The sequence below is a fragment of the Phaeobacter sp. PT47_59 genome (genome assembly GCF_028890025.1).
In the GTDB taxonomy this organism is placed as follows: Bacteria; Pseudomonadota; Alphaproteobacteria; order Rhodobacterales; family Rhodobacteraceae; genus Phycobacter.
In genome coordinates, this window is record NZ_JARCJL010000028.1 from 23,957 (window position 1) to 45,504 (window position 21,548).

24 protein-coding genes and 1 pseudogene are annotated in these 21,548 nt (G+C 60.9%); 11 read left to right on the forward strand and 14 right to left on the reverse strand.

The genetic code is table 11. The features are described from left to right. Nucleotides 1–20: 20 nt before the first annotated feature. The gene (locus tag PXK01_RS18780) at nucleotides 21–578 is read right to left on the reverse strand and encodes a hypothetical protein (protein ID WP_012187179.1); all 558 of its coding nucleotides are present in this window, start codon (nucleotides 576–578) and stop codon (nucleotides 21–23) included. A gap of 397 nt (nucleotides 579–975) precedes the next feature. Here PXK01_RS18780 and PXK01_RS18785 point away from each other — a divergent pair, with 397 nt between their 5' ends. The 5 genes from PXK01_RS18785 to PXK01_RS18805 all read left to right on the forward strand — a co-directional run bounded on the left by PXK01_RS18785 (nucleotide 976) and on the right by PXK01_RS18805 (nucleotide 6,931). Continuing rightward, entirely contained in the window at nucleotides 976–1,569 is a 594-nt protein-coding gene (locus tag PXK01_RS18785; RefSeq protein WP_223229252.1) for an EF-hand domain-containing protein, read from the forward strand. 139 nt (nucleotides 1,570–1,708) lie between these two features. Next, nucleotides 1,709–2,095 (forward strand): DUF302 domain-containing protein, encoded by a 387-nt coding sequence (locus tag PXK01_RS18790; protein ID WP_050686143.1) that lies wholly within the window; start codon nucleotides 1,709–1,711, stop codon nucleotides 2,093–2,095. A gap of 105 nt (nucleotides 2,096–2,200) precedes the next feature. After that, on the forward strand, nucleotides 2,201–3,121 hold the full coding sequence (lgt, locus tag PXK01_RS18795) for a prolipoprotein diacylglyceryl transferase (RefSeq protein WP_050686145.1): 921 nt from the start codon (nucleotides 2,201–2,203) through the stop codon (nucleotides 3,119–3,121). A gap of 135 nt (nucleotides 3,122–3,256) precedes the next feature. Then, nucleotides 3,257–5,545 (forward strand): copper-transporting P-type ATPase, encoded by a 2,289-nt coding sequence (locus PXK01_RS18800; protein WP_222864283.1) that lies wholly within the window; start codon nucleotides 3,257–3,259, stop codon nucleotides 5,543–5,545. Between the two features lie 48 nt (nucleotides 5,546–5,593). Further along, nucleotides 5,594–6,931 (forward strand): APC family permease, encoded by a 1,338-nt coding sequence (locus PXK01_RS18805; RefSeq protein WP_007803442.1) that lies wholly within the window; start codon nucleotides 5,594–5,596, stop codon nucleotides 6,929–6,931. A gap of 7 nt (nucleotides 6,932–6,938) precedes the next feature. Here the strand turns inward: PXK01_RS18805 and PXK01_RS18810 are convergent, their stop codons facing one another. Continuing rightward, nucleotides 6,939–7,583, reverse strand: coding sequence for a hypothetical protein (locus tag PXK01_RS18810; RefSeq protein WP_007803445.1), 645 nt, complete (start codon nucleotides 7,581–7,583; stop codon nucleotides 6,939–6,941). Between the two features lie 109 nt (nucleotides 7,584–7,692). Here PXK01_RS18810 and PXK01_RS18815 point away from each other — a divergent pair. From PXK01_RS18815 to PXK01_RS18825, 3 genes and pseudogenes are all read left to right on the forward strand, one after another. After that, nucleotides 7,693–7,812: pseudogene (locus PXK01_RS18815) on the forward strand (IS5/IS1182 family transposase); the annotation flags it as partial. Next, nucleotides 7,800–8,522 carry a cytochrome c biogenesis CcdA family protein gene (locus tag PXK01_RS18820; protein WP_007803446.1) on the forward strand — a complete coding sequence of 241 codons (723 nt, stop codon included), beginning with the start codon at nucleotides 7,800–7,802 and terminating at the stop codon, nucleotides 8,520–8,522. The pseudogene PXK01_RS18815 and the gene PXK01_RS18820, both read left to right, overlap by 13 nt. 193 nt (nucleotides 8,523–8,715) lie before the next feature. Further along, entirely contained in the window at nucleotides 8,716–9,381 is a 666-nt protein-coding gene (locus tag PXK01_RS18825) for a L,D-transpeptidase (RefSeq protein ID WP_007803448.1), read from the forward strand. A gap of 47 nt (nucleotides 9,382–9,428) precedes the next feature. Here PXK01_RS18825 and PXK01_RS18830 read toward each other — a convergent pair whose 3' ends face one another. Next, complete coding sequence (locus tag PXK01_RS18830) at nucleotides 9,429–9,716, reverse strand: hypothetical protein (protein ID WP_369817429.1); 288 nt, start codon at nucleotides 9,714–9,716, stop codon at nucleotides 9,429–9,431. Nucleotides 9,717–9,893: 177 nt separating this feature from the next. Here PXK01_RS18830 and PXK01_RS18835 point away from each other — a divergent pair, with 177 nt between their 5' ends. Next, nucleotides 9,894–12,248 (forward strand): heavy metal translocating P-type ATPase, encoded by a 2,355-nt coding sequence (locus tag PXK01_RS18835; protein ID WP_207287124.1) that lies wholly within the window; start codon nucleotides 9,894–9,896, stop codon nucleotides 12,246–12,248. Here PXK01_RS18835 and PXK01_RS18840 read toward each other — a convergent pair. Continuing rightward, nucleotides 12,242–12,517 (reverse strand): hypothetical protein, encoded by a 276-nt coding sequence (locus tag PXK01_RS18840; protein ID WP_012187175.1) that lies wholly within the window; start codon nucleotides 12,515–12,517, stop codon nucleotides 12,242–12,244. The two genes, PXK01_RS18835 and PXK01_RS18840, sit on opposite strands and share 7 nt — an antisense overlap. Nucleotides 12,518–12,614: 97 nt before the next feature. Between PXK01_RS18840 and mntR the strand changes: the two genes are divergently transcribed. Further along, the gene (mntR, locus tag PXK01_RS18845; protein WP_008327326.1) at nucleotides 12,615–13,073 is read left to right on the forward strand and encodes a manganese-binding transcriptional regulator MntR; all 459 of its coding nucleotides are present in this window, start codon (nucleotides 12,615–12,617) and stop codon (nucleotides 13,071–13,073) included. 261 nt (nucleotides 13,074–13,334) lie between these two features. Here mntR and lnt read toward each other — a convergent pair whose 3' ends face one another. From lnt to PXK01_RS18895, 10 genes are read right to left on the reverse strand one after another with little or no spacing between them, the layout of a single operon-like run. Then, the gene (gene lnt, locus PXK01_RS18850; protein ID WP_274861262.1) at nucleotides 13,335–14,906 is read right to left on the reverse strand and encodes an apolipoprotein N-acyltransferase; all 1,572 of its coding nucleotides are present in this window, start codon (nucleotides 14,904–14,906) and stop codon (nucleotides 13,335–13,337) included. After that, nucleotides 14,903–15,376 carry a signal peptidase II gene (gene lspA, locus PXK01_RS18855; protein WP_007803461.1) on the reverse strand — a complete coding sequence of 158 codons (474 nt, stop codon included), beginning with the start codon at nucleotides 15,374–15,376 and terminating at the stop codon, nucleotides 14,903–14,905. Before lspA ends, lnt begins: the two co-directional genes overlap by 4 nt. Nucleotides 15,377–15,380: 4 nt before the next feature. Then, nucleotides 15,381–16,163 (reverse strand): ZIP family metal transporter, encoded by a 783-nt coding sequence (locus PXK01_RS18860; protein WP_050686155.1) that lies wholly within the window; start codon nucleotides 16,161–16,163, stop codon nucleotides 15,381–15,383. Nucleotides 16,164–16,185: 22 nt separating this feature from the next. Next, nucleotides 16,186–16,644 carry a DUF411 domain-containing protein gene (locus tag PXK01_RS18865; protein WP_007803465.1) on the reverse strand — a complete coding sequence of 153 codons (459 nt, stop codon included), beginning with the start codon at nucleotides 16,642–16,644 and terminating at the stop codon, nucleotides 16,186–16,188. A 3-nt stretch (nucleotides 16,645–16,647) separates the two neighbouring features. Next, entirely contained in the window at nucleotides 16,648–18,021 is a 1,374-nt protein-coding gene (locus tag PXK01_RS18870; RefSeq protein ID WP_050686157.1) for a M23 family metallopeptidase, read from the reverse strand. Further along, nucleotides 18,018–18,644 carry an SCO family protein gene (locus tag PXK01_RS18875; RefSeq protein ID WP_007803468.1) on the reverse strand — a complete coding sequence of 209 codons (627 nt, stop codon included), beginning with the start codon at nucleotides 18,642–18,644 and terminating at the stop codon, nucleotides 18,018–18,020. The genes PXK01_RS18870 and PXK01_RS18875 overlap by 4 nt, the downstream gene beginning before the upstream one ends. Next, the gene (locus tag PXK01_RS18880; protein ID WP_008327335.1) at nucleotides 18,644–19,114 is read right to left on the reverse strand and encodes a copper chaperone PCu(A)C; all 471 of its coding nucleotides are present in this window, start codon (nucleotides 19,112–19,114) and stop codon (nucleotides 18,644–18,646) included. The genes PXK01_RS18875 and PXK01_RS18880 overlap by 1 nt, the downstream gene beginning before the upstream one ends. 22 nt (nucleotides 19,115–19,136) lie before the next feature. Then, nucleotides 19,137–19,796 (reverse strand): DsbA family protein, encoded by a 660-nt coding sequence (locus tag PXK01_RS18885; RefSeq protein ID WP_007803472.1) that lies wholly within the window; start codon nucleotides 19,794–19,796, stop codon nucleotides 19,137–19,139. After that, nucleotides 19,793–20,215, reverse strand: coding sequence for a disulfide bond formation protein B (locus PXK01_RS18890; protein WP_007803474.1), 423 nt, complete (start codon nucleotides 20,213–20,215; stop codon nucleotides 19,793–19,795). Before PXK01_RS18890 ends, PXK01_RS18885 begins: the two co-directional genes overlap by 4 nt. A 5-nt stretch (nucleotides 20,216–20,220) precedes the next feature. Next, entirely contained in the window at nucleotides 20,221–20,787 is a 567-nt protein-coding gene (locus PXK01_RS18895) for an SCO family protein (protein ID WP_007803475.1), read from the reverse strand. Nucleotides 20,788–21,000: 213 nt separating this feature from the next. On the opposite strand from PXK01_RS18895, the gene PXK01_RS18900 reads away from it, so the two are divergent. Continuing rightward, the gene (locus PXK01_RS18900) at nucleotides 21,001–21,429 is read left to right on the forward strand and encodes a MerR family transcriptional regulator (RefSeq protein WP_007803476.1); all 429 of its coding nucleotides are present in this window, start codon (nucleotides 21,001–21,003) and stop codon (nucleotides 21,427–21,429) included. Nucleotides 21,430–21,548: the final 119 nt, after the last annotated feature.

Consider the following 21,548-nt stretch of genomic DNA (forward strand, 5'->3'; position numbering starts at 1 on the left):
ATGAATTGTTGGACGAACACTCACGGCTGTGTCGCAAGTGAACTTTCGAACTGTGCGATCGCTACGGATTTGTCGTCCTCATCGTTCTCGAACAGCTTTGTGGTTCGCACGCCCGGCAACTTGCCAAAATCCGCCATCAGGCGCTTTGGAAAAAATGTGCGTCCGATGGATTCAAATCCTGGTAATTGTCTGAGTACCGCGGAGGTACTGGCACTACAAAAACCGGAAGCGGCTGGGCCGCTGGCAATTGCAAGGCGCAAAGCCTGCTCCGCGACTTCGGGAGACACATCGATCTCTTGTATGACGACATGGTAGGTCTCGCGAGCATGAGCCCGCGCATAAAAATCGGCCACTTGTGGAGTAATGCCATAAAGCACATCTCCCCGTTCCGGTACAGCGCTCAGCCGGACCGTTCCTGCCGGATCGAAGATAACACGCTGCGACCCATTAATCATGACGCTGCTATGCGCACCCGCCCCGGACCTGTTGTTGATCATGGTGTACAACGTCAGCGCGGCCGGTCCATCGTGACGGTAGGATGCGCTACTGATGACTTCGGCTGAAGCATCCGGGCGCATGTCGTTTCCTGCGCCGCACCCCGCCAAAATTACCAAGGTTAGAACTGAGAAAATGCGGTTCAAAAAGAGCACCCTGCAGCCTCCTGCCATGGGTTGAATAATTGAATTTTCGGGATATTCAGGTCCTCTACCACTCTCGACACCAACTCTTCCGGATTTCACGTCCACCGAAACACGGGTTCGGTGTCGGTTGGTACGCGACTCCTCGACAGGTTTTTCTCTGGATATCGCAAGTCTCAGATTAAGAGGAGCGTTCGCCCCGAATTGATTTGTCGCAATTTGTAACAGACCCCGCCTTTGTGACCTCGCGATACAAAACACCGGCTCGCGTGGCATTCCGCATCTGCAGGTGCATCCCATATGGTGGCTATCGTAACACTGACACGAGGTGATCGACATGAAACGCAATACTCTACTCGCTGCAATGACTCTGGCTGCAACCGCCTTTGGTGGCGTCGCCTTGGCGGATGCCAACCATGGGCACAGTGGTCAACCTGGTGCCCAAAGTGGGGCAGGCATGATGCAGAACGGTGGTCCGGGCATGATGGGGAACATGGGCGGAATGATGGACATGATGCAGCGCATGCACGGAAACATGATGGGCGCAGGCATGGGCAGTGGTATGATGGGCGCAGGCATGGCTGGCGGCATGATGCAAATGTTCGACACCGATGGAGACGGCACAACGACGCCGGAAGAAATGCGCACGCAGCTGCAGGCCAAGCTTTCCGAGTTTGACAGCGACGGGGATGGAAACCTCTCGATTACCGAGTTTGAAGCTCTCCACAGCGCGATGATCCGCGAAATGATGGTGGATCGTTTTCAACACCTCGATGCCGATGGCGACGGCGCGGTGACGCCGGAAGAGATGGCCGCTCCGGCCGATAGGATGGAGCGGATGCAGATGATGCGGTCGAACATGGCAGATGCGCCTGCGCGGCCGGGCAACGGTCAGGGCATGGGCAACGGCTCCATGATGCAGGACAACTGAGCCAACGGGTGCCGGTTTTTTCCGGCACCCGTCCTCAAAACGCCAAAACCGTTCTCGGCCGGGACATTGAACCGAACCGCGACCTGAACCGTTTAGCCTCGTTATGCCAAAAAATAGAGACACGGAAAGGAAAATTCCCATGGCCTATACCTATGATCGCGTCCTGAAAGACACCAATATCGATGACGCAGAGATGCGTGTTCGGGATGCTTTGGCAGACAAGGGCTTCGGCGTTCTGACTGAGATTGACGTCAAAGCGACGATGAAAAAGAAACTTGATGCGGACATGCCGCCTTACCGCATTCTCGGGGCCTGTAATCCGGGCATGGCGCACAAAGCCATCGAGATCGAGCCTCGCATCGGTGCGATGCTTCCCTGCAATGTCATCCTGCGGCAAGTGGACGGCGACACCGAGGTCAGCGCGGTCGATCCTGTCGCTTCGATGCAGGCGGTGCAGAACCAAGACCTGGACGCGGTCGCCGGCGAAGTCCGCGATCTACTCCGGGACGCCCTCGACGCCGCGTGATGGCGGGATGGGCGTTGGATGCCCTGTCGCAGATCGAGCGCCTTTAGCGGTGCTCGATCAATGCCATCTAATCCCCACGTAAATTCCTGATGAGGAACTCACCCAGTGCTGCCAGCGGGATTGCCATTTCCGGATATTGGAACCGACCTCATCTCCTTCGACATCGGGGGGGTCACATTCGCACTCCGCTGGTACGCGCTAGCCTATATCTTCGGTATCCTGATTGGCTGGCGCATTTGTTTGAGTGCGATAAGCCGTCCCGCGCTCTGGACATCAGTTGGACCGCCGCTTGACCGGACGCAGATCGAAGATCTTCTGACGTGGATCATCATCGGCGTGATTGCTGGTGGTCGCCTAGGCTTTGTACTGTTCTACCAGCCCGCATATTATCTCGCAAATCCCTTGGAAATTCTGATGGTCTGGCAAGGCGGCATGTCCTTCCACGGGGGGTTCGCGGGCGTTGTCATCGCTGCCTTGCTGTTCTGCCTTCGACAGAACGCGTCTTTGCTCAGCACTGGCGACTTGCTGGCTTTGGCGGCACCGCCAGGCTTGTTTCTTGGGAGGCTGGCGAACTTCACCAACAATGAGTTGTGGGGGCGGCCGACGGACGTTCCCTGGGCGGTGATCTTTCCCGGCGAAGTCGCGCAGGCCTGCCCAGGGATTAGTGGCCTCTGCGCCCGACACCCGTCCCAGCTGTACGAGGCGCTATTGGAGGGGCTCATTCTTGGAATGCTGCTCATTTATCTCGCTTGGGGCCGGGGCTGGCTGAAAATGCCCGGTGCCTTGGCTGGCGTGTTTCTGACCGGCTATGGTCTTGCCCGAAGTTTCGTCGAGATGTTCCGGCAACCGGACCAACAATTTGTAACGGCGGACAACCCGATCGGCCATGCGCTTCATTTTGGTGAGTGGGGTTTGACCATGGGCCAGTTGCTCTCCATGCCAATGGCGCTGGTCGGGCTGGCGTTGATCGTGTTCGCCCGGCGGGAACGGGGCCGGACAGCGCCACCCCGCAGAGCCGCAATGTAATCGCCGTACTGATCTCTCTTGACCCTCCCGCGGATGGAAGCCCTAGGCAAGAGAAGCATTCTCGGAAAGGACCGCAAAATGAGCACTCCCGACAGTTCTGAAACCACAGCAGCTTCTTCGGTATTCGTTTGCCCCATGCACCCTGAGGTGCGGCAGGACGAGCCCGGCAATTGTCCGAAATGCGGGATGCACCTCGTGCCGGAATCGGAGCTCGAGGTCCATTCAGCACATGATCATCACGAACACCACGCGGGTGCCACGCCGGCCGATGGCCGATATGATCTGGTTCCTACAGGACATGATGGTCCCATTTTCACCTGCCCGATGCACCCTCAGGTGCGGCAGCCTGATCCGGGCGCGTGTCCGATCTGTGGTATGGGATTGGAACTGGAATCCGGTGTGCCGGGCGATGAAGGTCCAAATCCCGAACTGGTGGATTTCACACGGCGGTTCTGGGTCGGCACAGTCCTGACGATCCCGCTCCTTGTCCTCACGATGGGGCCATTCGTCGGTTTCCCCGCAGTCCGGACTTTTTTTGGCGAAAGCACCACACAATGGATCGAATTGATCCTGGCAACGCCAGTGGTCTTGTGGTGCGGCTGGCCGTTTCTGGAACGCGGATGGATTTCGTTCCGCACATTGAACCTCAACATGTTCTCCCTGATCGGCATGGGCGTTCTTGCCGCCTGGCTCTTCAGCGTCGTTGCCGTTCTCGCACCGGACATATTCCCTGATGGGTTCCGAGACTCCGAAGGCCATGTCGGCGTCTATTTCGAGGCGGCGGCGGTGATCGTGACGCTGGTGCTGCTCGGCCAGGTGATGGAACTACGCGCCCGCGAGGGGACCGGCAAGGCGATCCGCGCGCTTCTCGACATGGCGGCAAAGACCGCGCGGGTCATCCGGGACGACGGATCCGAGGAGGAAATCCCGCTGGAGGACGTGCAAGTCGGGGACCGGCTGCGCGTGCGGCCCGGTGACAAGGTGCCGGTCGATGGCGTGGTTCTGGACGGCCGGTCCTCGGTCGACGAAAGCATGATCTCCGGTGAACCCGTGCCGGTCGAGAAGACCGAGGGCGACCCGCTGACCGGCGCGACGATCAATGGCACCGGCAGTCTGGTGATGGAGGCGACGCGTGTCGGGTCCGACACGATGCTGGCTCAAATTGTCGAGATGGTGTCGAACGCGCAGCGCTCGCGCGCCCCGATCCAGAAATACGCCGACAAGGTGGCGGGATATTTCGTTCCGGCCGTCATCGGTATCGCGGTCCTGTCCTTCATCGCCTGGGCGATCTGGGGGCCCGCGCCTGCGCTTTCCTACGCATTGATTTCGGCGGTGGCGGTTCTGATCATCGCCTGTCCTTGTGCGCTTGGCCTGGCGACACCGATGTCGATCATGACAGCGACAGGACGGGGCGCTCAGGCAGGGGTGCTGATCAAGAACGCCGAGGCGCTGGAGCGGTTCGAGAAAGTCGATACCCTGATCGTCGACAAGACCGGCACGTTGACCGAAGGCAAGCCGCGGCTTGTCGACGTACTCCCGCAACCCGGCCACGACGAAGCCGAGGTCTTGCGTCTCGCCGCATCGCTTGAGCGCGGATCGGAGCACCCCTTGGCCGAAGCGATCGTCAGGGGTGCGGAGGAGCGAGATGTCAAAATGGACGAGGCACGGGACTTCGAGGCGGTCACTGGCAAGGGCGTCAAGGGGGTCGTTGACGGCAAAGCGGTCGCGCTCGGCAATTTGGCGATGATCCGCGAATTGGGGCTCGAGGCGGGCGCGTTGACCGCCAAGGCCAATGCCCGCCGCGACGAAGGCGAGACGGTCATGTTCGTTGTGCTGGATGGCGAGATCGCCGGTCTAGTTGCTGTCGCCGACCCAGTGAAGGAGACCACGCCAGAAGCCATCGAGGATCTGCATGAACTGGGGTTCCGCGTCATCATGGCGACCGGCGACAACGAACGCACGGCCAAGGCCATCGGCACGCGGCTCGGAATCGATGAGATCCGGGCCGACGTGCTGCCGGAGGACAAGGCGCGGATCATCCTTGAGTTGCAAGAGGCGGGCCACAAGGTCGCCATGGCCGGGGATGGCGTCAACGACGCCCCCGCGCTCGCGCAGGCCGATGTCGGCATCGCCATGGGCACCGGCGCCGATGTGGCCATCGAAAGCGCGGGCGTCACGCTGGTCAAGGGCAACCTTGATGGTATCGTGCGTGCGCGGCGGCTCGCCCGGGCCACGATGCGCAACATCCGCCAGAACCTGTTCTTCGCGCTGATCTACAACGCCTCCGGCGTGCCGGTCGCGGCGGGAGTTCTGTTTCCCTTCTTTGGCATCCTCATCAGTCCGATGTTTGCTGCCTTCGCCATGAGCGCGTCGTCAATCTCGGTGGTGCTCAATTCGCTGCGCCTTCGCGGCGTTCGTATCTAGAAGCGCGCAACAGCGTTCGGATGAACCAAAATTAAAAGGGGGCCATTTATGCAGAGCGAAAAAGAAACGTACCGCGAAAATTCCATCAGTCTGGGCGGAGCCGTTGCGATGGGGACAGGCGTGATGATCGGCGCTGGAATCTTTGCGTTGACGGGGCAAATCGCGCAGCTCGCCGGCCCGCTTTTCCCGCTTGCATTCATCGCCGGCGCGGTCGTCACAAGCTTCAGCGCCTACAGCTACATCAGGATGTCGAACAAATGGCCGTCCTCGGGTGGCATCGCCATGATCCTGCAGAAATGCTATGGCCCCGGAGCCATCGCGGGCGGGGCCGCACTGCTGATGGCGCTCAGCATGGTGATCGCGGAAAGCCTCGTCGCGCGAACCTTCGCCACCTATGTCCTGCGCCCTTTCGATATCGAAGGTGGCCCATTGGTCCCCGCTCTGGCTGTGGCCGTGATCGTTTTCGCCTTTTTGGTGAACATGGCCGGAAACCGCTCGGTCGGGCTGTTCTCGTTGATCATGGCCGCGATCAAGATCGGAGGCATAGCTCTGTTTGGCATCGCGGCCCTGTGGTCCAGTGGTTTTGCGTTCGCCGCGGCGTCCGAGACCTCACAATCCTACGGGCTCACGGGGTTCATCGCCTCTACGGCGCTGGCCATCCTTGCGTTCAAGGGATTCACCACGATCACCAACAGCGGAGCCGAGATCACTGAACCAAATCGCAATGTTGGCCGAGCGATCATGTTCTCTATCGGAATCTGCGTCGTCGTCTACCTGTTGGTCGCCTACGGGGTCGGTTCGAGTCTCACGATCGAGGAGATCATCTCAGCGCGTGACTATTCGCTGGCACAAGCGGCGCAGCCCGCCCTTGGACAAACCGGCTTCATACTCACGGTGATCCTGGCCGCTGTCGCAACGGCGTCCGGCGTTCTGGCCAGCGTCTTCGCGGTGTCGCGTATGCTGGCGATGCTGACCGACATGGAAATGATCCCGCACAGCCACTTCGGTATGCCAGGTCCCATCCAACGCCACACCCTGGTCTATACTGTCGTCATCGCCGCGACGTTGGCCGTGCTCTTTGATTTAGGCCGGATCGCATCCCTCGGTGCTTTCTTTTACCTCGTCATGGACATGATCATACATTGGGGCGTGTTCCGCTATCGTCGAGCAGACGTCGGCGCCTTCGGTATCGTGCTTTTGACTGCCCTGGCGCTCGATGCGATAGTACTGGCAGCTTTCACCGTGATGAAGCTTCAAAGCGACCCGATGATCGTTCTCTACGCCGCTGTCGGGATGATCGCTGTGTTCGCCTTCGAGCGCGTTTACTTGTCGCAATGGGTGGCACCGCAAGTCGCCCCCGCCCCCGCCCACGCCCACGGTGATTAGCCTGCCATCACCTGGCCTGAAGAGATGCGATGCCTTGTGCGCCGATCGTGATCAGCCCGACCGACAAGGCAAACGCAGCCAGGGCAAGCAGCATCACGCCCGTGTTCATGGGCAAGCGACGTACAACCGGTCCAAGAAATTCCGACCGCCCGAAAGCCGAGACGTAGAGCGGCAACGCGCTTATCATAGTCGCATAGAGGTAAACGCCGGAGATGTTCTCGAAAAATGCCGAACGCGCAAGAGTCGGGGATACAACCGCCAAAGCGGTTGAACGATTGCCGCCGAATGACCCGAACCAGTCGGCAGATAGAACGTATATCAGCACGTGGAGACCTGGAAAGAGAAGGGCTCTGAGCAAGACATCGACCAGCACGAAAAACGCCGTGTCTCTTGAGCCCGCCTTTGGTTGCTTTGTCATAGCGAAAAGGAAAAAACTGACATAGTTGACGGCAAAAACCACGGGCAAACCGTTGGTCGCAACCTGCCTTAGTAAGCGCATGAGTGCCGGTCCGCCGGCAGCAAGAGCCGGAGCAAAGCCCGGAGCCAGTAAGACGTAGAACAACAGGACCGGCAGTAATGCAGCGAAGCTGAACAGCAGGACATTTCTAACAAACTGAGCCGCGGGCATACTGATAGAGAAAAATCTATCCATTGAAATAGCCTGCCATGTGGGCACCACTAGGTCGATGATACGGGGCGTTGTTGCACAAGTCTGACGCCTCAGGATTCCCTTCGCGAACCCATGCTGTTAGCCGCATTCCATGAGCAACCCATCTCCCGCCCGCTATCGTACGACCAACTGGTCCAGCTACAACGCATCGCTGCGCAAGCGGGGGTCCCTGCTGATCTGGGTCGACGAAGACATCACTTGGCGCGCGCCCTCACCGCCGCCCTCCTAGCCGGCACGATATCATTTCTGTCCCCCTGCGTGCTACCTCTTGTGCCAGGTTATGTCTCCTACGTAACCGGGCGCACAGCCGCTGAGGGCGGGGTGGTCGGCGCTTCGCCGTCGCGCGCGGTCTGGCTGAGCCTGTGTTTTGTCCTCGGCTTCTCCACCATCTTCATGGGACTTGGCGCATCCGCGACTGCAATGGGTCAGGCCCTGCTTCGGTGGCGGTATGAACTCAACCTCGTTGGGGGCGGCATCATCATTTTCTTCGGGCTCTTCATGATAGGAGCCGCGCGTGTTTCGGTCATGGAACGCGACTTCCGATTCAATCTCAACATCCCCGGGGGCCAACCCGCTGCGTCCTATGTCCTCGGTCTTGCCTTCGGTTTCGGCTGGACTCCGTGCATCGGCCCGATCCTCGGCGCGATCCTGACAGCCAGTGCGGCGAGTGCCACGATGGGCGAAGGTATCATGCTGCTTGCCGTCTATTCCGCCGGCCTTGGAATACCGTTTCTGATCGTGGCCGGATTCACCGACCAGATCGCGGGACGGTTGCGGGCCATCGGCCGGGTTGGCCGCCGCCTCCACCAGCTTGCGGGCATAGTGATGATCTTGATGGGGCTGGCGATGATGACAGGGCAGTTGAGCGCGCTGTCATACTGGATGCTCGACGTATTTCCGGTTCTGGGACGGATCGGATAGCTCCATTAGTAGCAGCGTCTATTGATAACAGAAAATTTTCTTGAACCTCTAGTAGCTTTAGGAGTTAAGCCACCGACAAAGAACGGCACCATGGAGCAAGTTGCCAATAACGCCTCACTCCTTCCCGGGCGAACAACACTGCGTTCGGGGTAAGGTTCGGTTTGCCGTCCAATGCGTGAACGGAGCAATCTATATGCTGACAAGACGACATTTCATCCAGACGACCACCGCGCTGTTTTCGGCATCGATATCCAGCCCGCTCCTTGCAGACACGTGGCCTACCGATGCGCAGAAGGCAGCTTGGGACGCACAGGTTACACCTCCCGGCTACGACCCGGCCACGTCCAACCCTTGGGGCCTTCACCCTCGCTTCCTGCCACAGCGGGTCCTCGCGAAGGACGGACTTGTACCCGGTGATATCCATGTCGATGCTGTTGCGCGCTATCTCTACCACATCGAAGAAGGCGGCACGGCGATGCGCTATGGCGTGGCGATCGCGCGCGGTAAACTTTACGAACCGGGCACCTATACGATCAAGCGCAAGGTCAGGTGGCCGCATTGGCAGCCGACACAAAACATGATCGACCGCGACCCAGAGCTTTACGCCGATATCGCTGACGGTATGGAACCCGGACCTGAAAACGCGCTCGGATCGCGAGCCCTCTATCTCTTCGTCGGCGACCGAGACACCTATCTAAGGATTCACGGGACACCGTATCCAAGAAGCATTGGCGGCCGTGCGAGTTCCGGCTGCGTCCGAATGGTCATGGCACACATCAATGATCTCTATCCCAACGTCGAGATTGGCTCGACGGCATTCCTGTACTCGGCGGAAGACAGCGTCACCCCGAGAAGTTGACTGGCGCATCATGTGTTACGCGTGGGCTTGACGCATCTATGGGCTGATCAGGACTGGCGCGAAGTGCAGATGGGGTTGCCACCTGCCGAGCGTAGCGGAACCAAGGTGTTTTCCACCGGACCGCTGTGTTCATACCAATAACAGCCATCCTCGGGACGAAGCCGCGCCGTGGTGAGATCCTGACCAGGCGCAGCAAGGGCAATGACGGCCTCGGGAACACTTCCCACTTCGTTGCGAGCGCCGCCGTCGTCCAGCGTTGGCACCGCGCAGCCAGCAAGCACCAATGTCGCTGCGATAATCGGCGCGTTTCGTTTCTGCATGTCTACCTCACTCATTCTGATCGCTTCGTACCGGCAAGCGTTGCTCCAACCGCGTCGTTTCAAGGGGGCGGCTAGCTTCAAGCCTCCGCAGGGCGCCTTTCTTGCTGGACGAATATCCACTTGTTGCCCTTGAAGCTCTAGTTACTGTAGGGGCTATGTCAATGTGGAATCAATGAATCCTGAGGTCAATCCATGTCTTCCGACGGCAACCGCAACGATCACGGCCATCCGGGTGATCAAGAGCATTCTGACCCAAGAGGCAACTCCTGTTGCGACGCCAGCAAGGACGTCGCGTCCACGGCGCCAGCGCCGTCTGGCGGAAGGAGCTTTCAGGTCTCCGGGCTCGATTGCGCCGAAGAGGTGGCGATCCTGAACCGGGTTGTCGGGCCGAAAGTGGGCGGAACCGAACACCTGGCATTCGACGTGATCAACGGGCGAATGACCATCCTCGATAGCGCCGAGAGGATACCAGACGACGAAGTCACGCAGTTGGTCGCAACGACCGGCATGAGCGCCAAGCCATGGGATGCCGACAACGCAGCAGAGGACCAGGCGGCGCATCTGGCACGTCAGAAGCGCTTTACCTCGTTGAGCGGCGGCTTCTGGGCGGCGGGATTCCTTTTTCACATTGTCGAGACCGGCATGGGCGGCGCGCTCGGGCTCTTTGCGGGCCATGGCGAGGTGCCTATGCCTATGGTGGAAGCAGGGATCTTCGCCGTCGCGATTCTTTTTGGCGTCTGGCTTGTCGCGCCCAAGGCCTGGTCTTCGGCGCGGAGGCTTAGCCCCGACATGAACCTGCTCATGGTGGTGGCCGTCGCGGGCGCCATCGGCCTCGGCGAGTTTTTTGAGGCCGCGACGGTCGCCTTCTTCTTCTCGCTTTCGCTTTATCTTGAGAGCTGGAGCGTGGGGCGGGCGCGTAATGCGGTTTCCGCGCTCCTCGATCTGGCGCCGCCAACGGCGCGGGTTCTTTACGACGACGGATCTGAATCCGACGTTCCGGCCGCGGCCGTGGCAGTCAATGCAAGGTTTATCGTGCGCGGCGGCGACCGGATCCCCCTCGACGGTGAGGTCGTGGACGGGGCAGGGGCCGTCGATCAGGCCCCAATTACTGGGGAAAGCGCGCTAGTGCCCAAGGAACCAGGCGACGAGGTCTATGCCGGCACGATCAACGGCGAGGGCACACTGACGGTGCGGGCGACGAAGGCCGCCTCGGACACGGTGCTCGCGAAAATCATTCGCATGGTGGGCGATGCCCATGCCCGCCGCGCGCCGGTCGAACAGTGGGTGGCCAAGTTCGCGCGCATCTACACACCCATCGTGATGGCTTTGGCGATCGCCATCGCGCTGGTGCCGCCACTGCTGCTCGGCGGCGCCTGGGACTACTGGTTCTACAATGCTCTGGTCCTTCTGGTCATCGCATGTCCTTGCGCGCTGGTCATTTCTACGCCGGTCTCCATCGTGGCAGCGCTGACCGCGTCGGCACGGGCGGGGGTGCTCATCAAGGGCGGCGCCTATGTCGAGGCGCCGGGGCGGACCACGGCACTGGCGATGGACAAGACCGGGACGATCACCATGGGCGAGCCTGAGGTGGCGGCGGTTCACCCACTGGTCGGCGTTTCCGCACGCGATCTCATGGCGCTGGCAGCAAGCCTGGAGGCGCGGTCTTCACACCCGCTGGCACGCGCCATCCTCTCGCGCGCCGAAGCCGATGGTGTTTCCGTGTCTGCCGCAGAGGACACCCGTACCGTGCCCGGGCGCGGTCTGGAAGGACGCGCCGACGGGCGCGCTATCTGGCTCGGCTCGGATCGCTTCGCCGAAGAGAAGGGGTTCGGCAATGCCATTCCGGCGGATCTGCGGGATCGGATCGAAGGGGCAGGGAGCACCCTCGTTGCCGTGGGTGACGAGACCGGCGTGACCGGCGTACTGGAGCTTCGCGACCGCATCCGCCCAGATGCAAAGGGGATCGTTGCGCGTCTGCATGCGCAGGGTGTGAAGACCATCGTGATGTTGACGGGCGACAACGAACGCACCGCGCGCGCGGTGGCAGCCGAAGTCGGCATCGACGAGGTGCGCGCCGAACTTTTGCCAGAAGACAAGGTGACGGCCATTGAGGAACTCGTCGAAAGCCACGACATGGTGGCGATGATCGGCGACGGTGTGAATGACGCACCGGCCATGGCGCGGGCGCATTATGCCATCGCCATGGGCGCTGTCGGATCGGATGCCGCGATCGAGACGGCCGACATCGCGCTGATGACCGACGACATCGGCAAGGTACCCTGGCTTATCGGCCATTCGCGCCGTGCCATGACGATCATCCACCAGAATATCGGCATATCGCTGGCGACCAAGGCGCTGTTCGTCGGGCTGACCGCGTTCGGTATGGCCTCAATGTGGGGCGCCATTGCTGCGGATGTAGGCGTGTCTCTGCTGGTGGTCGCCAACGCACTTCGGCTCCTGAACGGCCATCAGGTTGAGGCCGGGCCTTCAGGCGGAGAACCGGTGGGCGAGCAGATGGCGAAAGGAGCACTGGCGCACGGTCATTGATCCGGCGGTTTCGGTAGCTCGATATCGCTTTTGCGGTCCAGCCACGCCAGCGCCCCGACAGAGAATTCCGAACCCCGGTAGGGTTCCGTCCAGGCGGTCTCGATGTCGTCCCAGGGCAGAGGCTCGAGATTTCCAAGAAAGAGCGTCAGACGGTAGGCCGCTGCCTCGGGAAGCCAAGGCGCCTCCTTGGCCGGCGTCGCGGCGACAGGTCCGGACAGGAGGAGCGCACTTGCGAGTGTGGCGAGCAGCACTCTCATAATATTTCGCATCACCACGGCCTCCAAAGTAAAAAGTTAGACATGGCTAACTTATCTACCCGAAGCAAACAAGTTGTCAATCCCGCTGTTTCGCTGCAAAGTCCCGAGTATGACAAAGCTACAATCACAAGGGCGTGAGCCATTCGAAGCGGTCGACCGGGCTCCCGAGGCGCAGGCCGATGGCTTTGCGACCGTGCGTCAGGCACATGAAAGCGAGATGGCGGAGGATTACGTCGAACTGATCGCGGAACTGATCGAGACGCGCGGGGAGGCCAGACCGGTCGAGATCGCCGAGCGGCTTGGCGTGAAGCCGCCGACCGTGACCAAGAACATCTCGCGGCTCAAGGCTGCTGGTCTGGTCCGGCGGGAGCCATACCGCGCGATATTCCTCACCGATGCCGGGCAGGACCTCGCGGAGATCTGTCGACGCCGCCACAGGGTCGTCGTCGCCTTTCTTCTGAGCCTGGGAATCGACGAAGAGACCGCGGAACGCGATGCGGAAGGGATCGAGCATCACGTCAGCGGGACGACATTGGAGGCGTTCGAGCGACGGCTCAATCAGAAATGAGCTCGCCTAGATGCACATTCGCGCGATTCTCTATCGGGACCTCGAGCTATCAGGTCTTCAAGCCGCTGACACGTTTGCGCAATTTCGAAGCTCGCTAGCCGAGAACCCGCGACAGCACGATGGTTGCAAACAGGGCGACAAGTCCGAAGGCGATCGCAGACGCTACCGCATATTGGAGGATATCCAGGTGATTCCCCCTCCTCCGTCGTGCCAGATAGCCACCCCAGATCGCGCCTCCGATAGCGCTCACGATCACAAGCATCAGGATACCTCCGTTCCAAAATGCCGCGCATCGGGATCTCGTCCGAGCAAACTGGCCAGCCAGCCGAAGACCCAGCACCCAAAAACAAGAACCAACAAGGTCCAGTCGCCGAACCGCGCATAGGGCGTTGGAGTACGCGCGCCCGGCAGGCCGGCATCAATGGTGCCTGTTTCCCCGGTATCAAGACGCGCGACGACATTTCCATTGGCGTCGATGATCGCGGATATCCCAGTGTTGGCCGCCCGGACCACGGGAAGTCCCTCCTCGACCGCGCGCATCCGCGCGGAGGCGAGGTGCTGCTCGGGTCCGATGCTGGTTCCGAACCAGGCATCATTTGTGGCGTTGAATATCCAGTCGGGGCGGAAAAGGTCATCGACCACGTGGCCCGGAAAGATGATCTCGTAACAGATCGCCACCGCGACCAGAGGCGCGCCACGGATCGCCAGCGTGCGCGGCCCTGGTCCCGGCGTGAAATCGCCCAACCCTTCGGTCAGCCGCTCGATGGGCAGCCAGCCTTTCAGGGGCACATATTCCCCGAACGGAACAAGATGATGTTTTGCATACCCCGTCAGAACCTCGCCGCTGCCGTCATAGGCCTGAACCGTGTTGAAATATCTGGTTCCCCCATCGCCCTCCACTCGGTCAGGCGCACCTGTCAGTAGGATCCTGCCGTCTGGCAAAGCTGCAGATATCCGCGCGCGTGCCGCAGCATCTTCGTCCAGAAAGCCGGGGAAGGCCGTTTCCGGCCAAAGCAGCAAATCGAAACGTCCGGGTTGCGCGGACAAGCCCAGGTATTTTTCCAAGGTTCGCTGGCGGCTGCCCGGTACCCACTTCTCGACTTGTGGCACATTGCCTTGGACGATGCGCAAAGCAACGTCTGTCGGCGGCACGTCCTGCCCTGACCGAAGCGCACCGCCAACCCAGAAACCCGCCACAGCAACGGCGAAGAGCACGAGAACAGGCGCGCGTCTCTTTGGCGCCGCCACAGTCAACACACCTGGCAATATGCCGATGAAGACCGTGAGAAAGCCCAAACCGTAGCTTCCGACCCAGGCGGCGGGTTGGCGCAGGGCGGCATAGTCGACAAGGGCATAAGCGGCAAGGTTCCAGGGAAACCCTGTCAGGACATGACCCCGCAGCCATTCCGTGGCCACCCAGCAGGTTGCAAACAGCAGGCCCGCCGCAATGCCGCCGACAGCTCGGCGCTGCATGATGGCGGCAAAAAGCATCGCCGCCATGCCCGGGAAGATGGCAAGTCCGGCGGACAGACCCGCGACCGCCGGAATCGCCAGTGCGCCGAAACGTTCGGCATCGACGTAAAAGCTCTCGGCGATCCAGGAAATTCCAATCCCGAATTGGCCCAGTCCGAAAGCCCAACCGACAAGGAAAGCGCGCGAGGTTGAGATGTTCCGGAGAACGATAAAGAGCACGGAGAAGGCGACAGGGACCGCGATGAGCCAAGAAAACGGCGGAAGAGTCAAAACCGTCAATCCGCCGGCAGCAAGGGCAAGACCCATGCGCTGGAACAGGTTCAGGTCCTCACTAACGAACTGCGGCAATCCCGGCTTCATGAATCGGTCTGAAGTCGAGCGCCAACCCACGGCGCAATGAGCAGCAGCATCACGCCGCCAACCACAAAAACATCGGCCATGTTGAAGGCAGGCCAGTGCGCCGTCCCGATGTAGAAATCGAGGAAATCCGTCACCGCACGATAGCGCAGGCGGTCCAGAATATTGCCGAGTGCACCGCCGATGATCGCACCATAGGCAATGGCCTCGACCCGGCTGCTGGTACGGACCAGCATGAACGCCAGCCAGACGCAGATGCCAAGCGCCAGTAAGACAAGGCTCCACCACGGCGCGCCGCCGAGAAGCCCGAAGGTCACTCCGTCATTGCGCAGGTAGATGAGATTGAAGCCGGGAAAGACCGATACGCCGGAACTAAGAACAGTCGCATTGGACACAACGATTGCCTTCGTTGCCTGATCGACAAGAAAGGCGATCAGCGCAGCAAGCAGACCGACGAAGAGGCAAGTTCTCATCAGCTTATCCCAGCCAGACGTCGAGGAACAACATGATCACAAGACCAACGGCGAGGCCGAGCGTCGCCCTGTTCTGATGGCCGGATCGGTGGGTTTCCGGAATGATCTCGTGGCTGATGACGTAGAGCATCGCACCTGCTGCGAAGGCGAGACCCCAGGGCAGCAGCGGTTGCGAAAGACTGATAATCCCTGCGCCGAGAAGTCCACCGACGGGCTCGACGAGACCGGTCAGAGCGGCGATGCCCCAGGCGCGAAGCCTGGAATAGCCCTCGCCGAGCAACGAAACCGCCACCCCCAGACCTTCGGGGGCATTCTGTAATCCAATACCGATCGCAAGTGGCAACCCGCCCGACAAACCGTCAGCCCCGAACCCGACGCCGACGGCAAGCCCTTCGGGAAAATTGTGGATAGTGATCGCGATGATGAAAAGCCAGACGCGCCGCAGCGATGCGGCGTCGGGACCTTCCCGCCCCGTCTTGAAATGTTCATGCGGTAGCCGTTCGTTCATCAGAGCGATCGCGCCCATGCCAAGCAGGATCGCAACACATACGATGGCCGCCGGGAGAGCACCGTTGTCGAACTGTCCTTCAGCTGCGTCGAGAGCCGGGATGATCAGCGAGAAGAACGAAGCCGCGAGCATGACACCCGCCGCGAAGCCAAGCAGCAGATCGCGCGTGGCCCGGGACGGGATGCGCCCAAAAAGAACGGGGACCGCCCCGACCGCGGTCAGCGATCCGGCGGCCAGGCTTCCAAGAAAGCCAAGCGCTATGGGGGAGAGGGGTTCCAATTGTTAAGGTTCTGCCGCGAGTTCAGTCAGGAGCCGAGTAGCTGGTGTAGACCTCGGTCGATCCGTCTTCGTGGATCAGGAAGACATCGTAAGCCTCCCGGTCGTCCTCCGGTCCCATGCCGGGCGACCCGTAGGGCATTCCCGGCACCGCCAGGCCTACCGCGTCTGGCCGGTCCTCCAGCAGGCGTTGGATGTCAGCCGCCGGCACGTGGCCCTCGATCACATAGCCGTCGACCAAAGCCGTATGGCAGGAGACCATGCGCTGCGGCACGCCATTGTCGAGTTTGAAGCGCACAAGAGATCCTCCGAACATGTCCTCGCCCATCGGCGCGAAGCCATTCTCCTCGAGGTGCTTCATCCAGGACAGGCAACAGCCGCAGCCGTTTGTCTTCCGGACGTCGATCTGAATCGCCTCTGCGACGGCCTGCGCCGCAGGAAGCAAGGCAAATGCGATGGCAAGGGCGGGAGTAAATCGTTTCATGGATCAAAGCCTTTCGGTTGTCGTCTGTGCAAATTCGCTGGCGAGCCTCTCAGCAAGAAGTGAACGCGCCTCACGCAGTCGCTCAAGCGCGGCCGTGTCGTCCGCTTCACGCTCGGCCGCCTCTGCCAATCGGTCGTCAGAGAGAGGGTCGGTTGGGCGACCGTCCACCAGCACTTCGTAATGTAGGTTGGGGCCTGTCGCGGTACCCGTCGCACCGACCCGCCCGATCATATCTCCGGCCATCACGCGTTGCCCTTGTGTGAGCCCGTCCGGTACGGCGCTCAGATGCGCATAGCGCGTCAGGGTGTCGGAGCCATGAGCGATCTCGACGACCCGGCCATACCCACCGCGTCGGCCGATGAAGCTAACGCGGCCCGGCGCCGTCGCCTGTACCGGCGTGCCGCGCGCCGCCGCGAAGTCGACTCCTGTGTGCATCCGTACATTGCCGTAGACCGGATGGGTGCGGCGCCCGAACACAGAACTCAGCCGTGCACCTTCGACCGGTTGCGCAAACACGCGCAGGACTTCTCCGTCGACATAGATCGTCGCTTGGCCGCTGCCGTCGTTCGGCCAGACGATTTCATAGACCGAGCCATCGATATCCAGTGCGGCAAAGGCAAGCTCGGGCTGACCAATCCTCTTGTTCCCGTCTCGGGCCTCGCGCCAAAGGAGGCGCATCGTCTCGCCACCCGCAAGATCACGACGGAAATCCACGGTGCCGCCCAGCATCTGCGCCAGGTCCACCGCAAAACGGGCGGGGATGTCTGCCGTGTTCAGGGCGGCGAAAATCGAGCTCTCGATCACCGCCTCGCCGGCGAAAGTCACCAATTCGGGATCCGGGTCCAACACGCGGGCGGCAAGCTGTTCGCCGAAGACCGCCTCTATCCGGACACCGTCTTCGACGGCGAGCTCTACACGACGCGGGTTGTCGTCCGTTGTGGAAACCACCGTAATGATGTGACCCGGACGCAGACGGCGCAGATCGTATTCCGTGCCAATCGCCAAGGCGATTTCGGCGCGATCCGAAGCATCCAGCCCCGCATCGGAAAGGACCGCATCAAGCATCTCGCCGGACGCAATCTCCCGCGACCAGGTGACCAGCGGGGGCTCGATAGATGGCAAGGAGGTATCAGCGGGGGAAACGGTCAGGAGCGGCCGGGGTCTGAACTCGAATGCGATATCCGCCTGGGCGAGTGTAGGGCGGACCGAATTGGTTTCGGTAATCCGAGGCGGCGCAAGCGGATTGGGAGTCCAGAGGGTCGCTTCAGCAATCGCAGGGGGCACCGGTTCTTTGGACAGAACGCCAGAGATGGCGATGGCGGTCACCGAAAATGCGCCTGCGACCGCAACGGCCGCCAAGACAGTTCTTATCTTCATGTTGCCCCCTCTACGTCTTCTGTCAGTGCGCGCTGGATCTTCGGCACCGCGAATTCTCTTTGCTCGTGATAGTCGATCATGGTGACGAGCTCACCCTCGGCATCGAACAGGAATACGCTTGCCGTATGGTTCATCGTATAGCCGCCGCCCTCAGTCGGGACGCGCTCAAATGAGGCACGAAACCCTTCTGCAGCGCGGGCAATTTGGTCTTCCGGCCCCGTCCAGCCACGAATGACCGGATGAAAATAGCCGACATATTCGGCCATGGCCTCGACCGTGTCCCGCTCCGGGTCGACCGTGATGAAGACCACGTTCATCTCTGATGCTTCGTCGCCCAGTTCCTCAAGCCAGCCGGAAATATCCGATAGGGTCGTCGGGCAGACGTCCGGGCAGTAGGTGAACCCGAAAAACACCATTGTGGGACGACCGATCAGGTTGCCAGGCCCTACCTCATTTTCCTCGTGGTCGGTCAGCCGGAACTCCATCGCCGATAGGGGCAGGGGCCGCTGCCCTTTTGGTTCAGGCGCACCGGGCCCGTCCACCCGCCACCAGCCCACGAAGAGCGTCAGGCCAAGAACGCCGGCACCGGCTGCGCCGTATAGAAGGAGCTGCCGACGTTGCATCAGCCCTCCGGTCCACGCGCGGCGATTCCGAGGATTGGGACCTCGACCGTCACCTTGCCGCCATCCGAGAAGGTCAGTGTCAGCGGGAAATTCTCGCCTTCGGTCATCGGCTCTTGCAGCTTCATGAGCATGGCGTGCAACCCGCCCGGCTCCAATGCCACGCTTTGGCCGGGCTCAATCGTGATCTCGCCTGCAGGCGCCATGGAACTGACGCCATCGGAGTTGGTTTTCGACTCATGGATCTCGGGCATCATTGCCAGCGGTGTCGCAAGTCCGGTCAGCGTAACGGCGTCTTCACCCGTGTTGCGCACGGTCATATAGGCGGCACCTGGCCTGTTGACGCCGATCGAGGCGCGGGACCACGCATTCTCGACCACGACATCCTCCGAACCGGCCAGTGCGGGGGCCGACAGCCCTGCAACCGTCAAAAGCACGGCCAATGCATTGGTATATCTCAACTTCTTCACCACTCGTTTCTCCTGCCTCCGCAAATCAGCTTTGGCTTGCCGCAACTTCCACTGCCACCAGCCTCTGCAATTCGGCCTCACCGAACGGATCGAGAGGCTTGCCGTTCACGAAGAACGTGGGCGTTTGGCGGACCCCGACTGTCTCGACATCGGCGCGGTCCTGGTTGAGCACCGCCACAACACCGGGGGCCAGCATCTGTGTCCGGGCAGCTTCGACATCCAGACCTCCGCTTGCTGCAATCTCAAGGATCAATCCGGGTGCCGGGGTCCCGTGAGACGCCCATCTGGGCTGCTCTCGCAAGACTGCCTCGAGCACAGGTTCAAACACGTCCTGCATGCGCGCCGCCTCGAGCACACGGATCGCTTCTACCGACGCCTCGCCGTGAAAAGGCGTATAGCGGATTACAACGCGCACCGCGTCTCCGTGCTCCGCCATGATATCCTCGACGACCGGATAGAAAGCGCGGCATGCCTCGCAGGCCGGGTCGAAGAATTCAACGATGGTTACGGGCGCATCCTCGGGCCCGAGGATCGGGGAATAGGGTCGGATCAGCGCGTCGGCCATTTCAGGGTCGATGGGATCGGACGCGGCAATCGGGTCGGGGCGGGTGGCATACCAGGCGGCACCGCCGAAACCGGCGACCCCGAGCGCGAGAACGGACAGGATGAGGCCGCGTCGTTTCATTTTTGTGTTTCCTTCAGTGAGAGAGCCGACAGCAGACCGATCATCGCGAAGGCGACGAGCGCCATCAAAGGAATCGGAATGCCGAAGACCAGTTGATTGTCGTCGGTACAGGATGGGCCGGTCGCCGTGCAGGGCTGGATACGCTCGGGGATAACGCCGACATAGAGGCCCAAGTGCCAAAGCGCGACGGCGGCACCGCCCAAAGCCAGCGCGATCCCGTAGCGACCCACGCGCCGATCCTGCCACCACAGCCCAAGCCCGAGGATGATGGCCAAGGGGAACATGAAGGCACGCTGGAACCAGCAGAGCACGCAAGGTGTCTGCCCCAGAACCTCGCCGATGAAGAGCACGGCAAGCGACGCGGTGAGCGCGATGATCCAGGCCAGGCCAAGGGCCGTCTCTCCGGAAAGTCGGGTCATGACGATCAGATCCTCTGTCTCAGATCGGCGAGGATCTCTTCGGCGGGCGTGCCGTAGGGCCAGGAGTCCGCGAAGCCTGCTTGCGTGTCGAAAAGGAAAAGATGCGACGTGTGACCCATCGTGTATCCGCCCGGCGCAGTCGCCTGCTCGATCCGCTCAAAGAATATCGGAAAGGTTTCGGATGTCGCGGCGATCTGCTCCGGTGTACCGGTCAGCCCGATGATCCCTGCGTCGAACAGGGGCACATACTCGGCAAGTGCAGTCGGCGTATCCCGCTCCGGATCAATCGTTATGAAAATCGGCTGAACCATTGCTGCCTCATCGCCCAGGCCCTCCATCACGGCCGCGACTTCGGACAGTGTTGTCGGACAGACGTCGGGGCAATTGGTGAAGCCAAAGAAGACCAGCATCCAGCGCCCTGCGAAATCTTCGTCCGTTTGGACCATGCCGCGATGATCGGTCAGTTCGAAATCAGCAAGAAACGGTGGTTCACTCTCGGTGCGGGCAAGATCGGCACGGTAGTCGGACCATAGCAACAGCCAGATGAAAACGAACGCCGCCGCGCCCGCCAACACCCACAATACCTTCTGAAGACCTGAAAGCCTCACGCCGCTCCGCCCGAACCTGATTCTATATTTTGTGTGCGTTTACATCCTCTAGCTACTGTAGGTTCAAGCGTGATTGTCATCGATCGGCCAACAATCACCGATCTGTGAAACTCGGGTGAAGCTTGTGATGCGCACCGCATAAAGCTACACCCACTGTAGGTAATGTGGGGAGCGGAAATGCTGACGATTGGGACGCTGGCGAAGAAGACCGGAACAAAGGTGCAGACCATCCGGTATTACGAGCAGATCGGACTTATGCCTGAGCCCGGCAGGACCGAGGGGGGCCAACGACGCTATGGCGACGCCGAACTCGACCGCTTGTCATTCGTCCGGCACGCACGGCAACTGGGGTTCTCGTTGGACGCGATCCGTGAGCTCCTCGATCTCAGCGATCATCCGGGAAAGTCCTGCGCTGAGGCGGATGCAATAGCCCGTCGGCAACTCAAACAGGTCGAGCAACGATTGGCGCGGCTCGAGGCGCTGCGGACGGAATTGAAGCGGATGGTGCATGAGTGCAGCGGCGGACAGACTTCTGATTGCCGTGTGCTCGAGGTACTGCGCGACCATTCCGAATGCCTGACCGACCATGAAGAGATCGGCGCCTGAGCAATTTCGACGACCTTTGATCGGAACGCAAAAAGCCCGGTGTTAGGGTCAGGATGCATTGATTTTCCGAGCGCTGCGTGATTCACGGATCCGAAAACGGAGCGGTGACATGAGCAATC

What these genes read in the sequence shown, in the direction of transcription:
- PXK01_RS18780 (WP_012187179.1), bottom strand. Translation starts at nt 578, where the DNA reads ATGCGCCCGGATGCTTCAGCCGAAGTCATCAGTAGCGCATCCTACCGT.
- PXK01_RS18785 (WP_223229252.1), top strand. Translation starts at nt 976, where the DNA reads ATGAAACGCAATACTCTACTCGCTGCAATGACTCTGGCTGCAACCGCC.
- PXK01_RS18790 (WP_050686143.1), top strand. Translation starts at nt 1,709, where the DNA reads ATGGCCTATACCTATGATCGCGTCCTGAAAGACACCAATATCGATGAC.
- PXK01_RS18800 (WP_222864283.1), top strand. Translation starts at nt 3,257, where the DNA reads ATGCACCCTGAGGTGCGGCAGGACGAGCCCGGCAATTGTCCGAAATGC.
- PXK01_RS18805 (WP_007803442.1), top strand. Translation starts at nt 5,594, where the DNA reads ATGCAGAGCGAAAAAGAAACGTACCGCGAAAATTCCATCAGTCTGGGC.
- PXK01_RS18810 (WP_007803445.1), bottom strand. Translation starts at nt 7,583, where the DNA reads ATGGATAGATTTTTCTCTATCAGTATGCCCGCGGCTCAGTTTGTTAGA.
- PXK01_RS18825 (WP_007803448.1), top strand. Translation starts at nt 8,716, where the DNA reads ATGCTGACAAGACGACATTTCATCCAGACGACCACCGCGCTGTTTTCG.
- PXK01_RS18830 (WP_369817429.1), bottom strand. Translation starts at nt 9,716, where the DNA reads ATGAGTGAGGTAGACATGCAGAAACGAAACGCGCCGATTATCGCAGCG.
- PXK01_RS18835 (WP_207287124.1), top strand. Translation starts at nt 9,894, where the DNA reads ATGTCTTCCGACGGCAACCGCAACGATCACGGCCATCCGGGTGATCAA.
- PXK01_RS18840 (WP_012187175.1), bottom strand. Translation starts at nt 12,517, where the DNA reads ATGCGAAATATTATGAGAGTGCTGCTCGCCACACTCGCAAGTGCGCTC.
- mntR (WP_008327326.1), top strand. Translation starts at nt 12,615, where the DNA reads ATGACAAAGCTACAATCACAAGGGCGTGAGCCATTCGAAGCGGTCGAC.
- lnt (WP_274861262.1), bottom strand. Translation starts at nt 14,906, where the DNA reads ATGAAGCCGGGATTGCCGCAGTTCGTTAGTGAGGACCTGAACCTGTTC.
- lspA (WP_007803461.1), bottom strand. Translation starts at nt 15,376, where the DNA reads ATGAGAACTTGCCTCTTCGTCGGTCTGCTTGCTGCGCTGATCGCCTTT.
- PXK01_RS18865 (WP_007803465.1), bottom strand. Translation starts at nt 16,644, where the DNA reads ATGAAACGATTTACTCCCGCCCTTGCCATCGCATTTGCCTTGCTTCCT.
- PXK01_RS18870 (WP_050686157.1), bottom strand. Translation starts at nt 18,021, where the DNA reads ATGAAGATAAGAACTGTCTTGGCGGCCGTTGCGGTCGCAGGCGCATTT.
- PXK01_RS18875 (WP_007803468.1), bottom strand. Translation starts at nt 18,644, where the DNA reads ATGCAACGTCGGCAGCTCCTTCTATACGGCGCAGCCGGTGCCGGCGTT.
- PXK01_RS18885 (WP_007803472.1), bottom strand. Translation starts at nt 19,796, where the DNA reads ATGAAACGACGCGGCCTCATCCTGTCCGTTCTCGCGCTCGGGGTCGCC.
- PXK01_RS18890 (WP_007803474.1), bottom strand. Translation starts at nt 20,215, where the DNA reads ATGACCCGACTTTCCGGAGAGACGGCCCTTGGCCTGGCCTGGATCATC.
- PXK01_RS18900 (WP_007803476.1), top strand. Translation starts at nt 21,001, where the DNA reads ATGCTGACGATTGGGACGCTGGCGAAGAAGACCGGAACAAAGGTGCAG.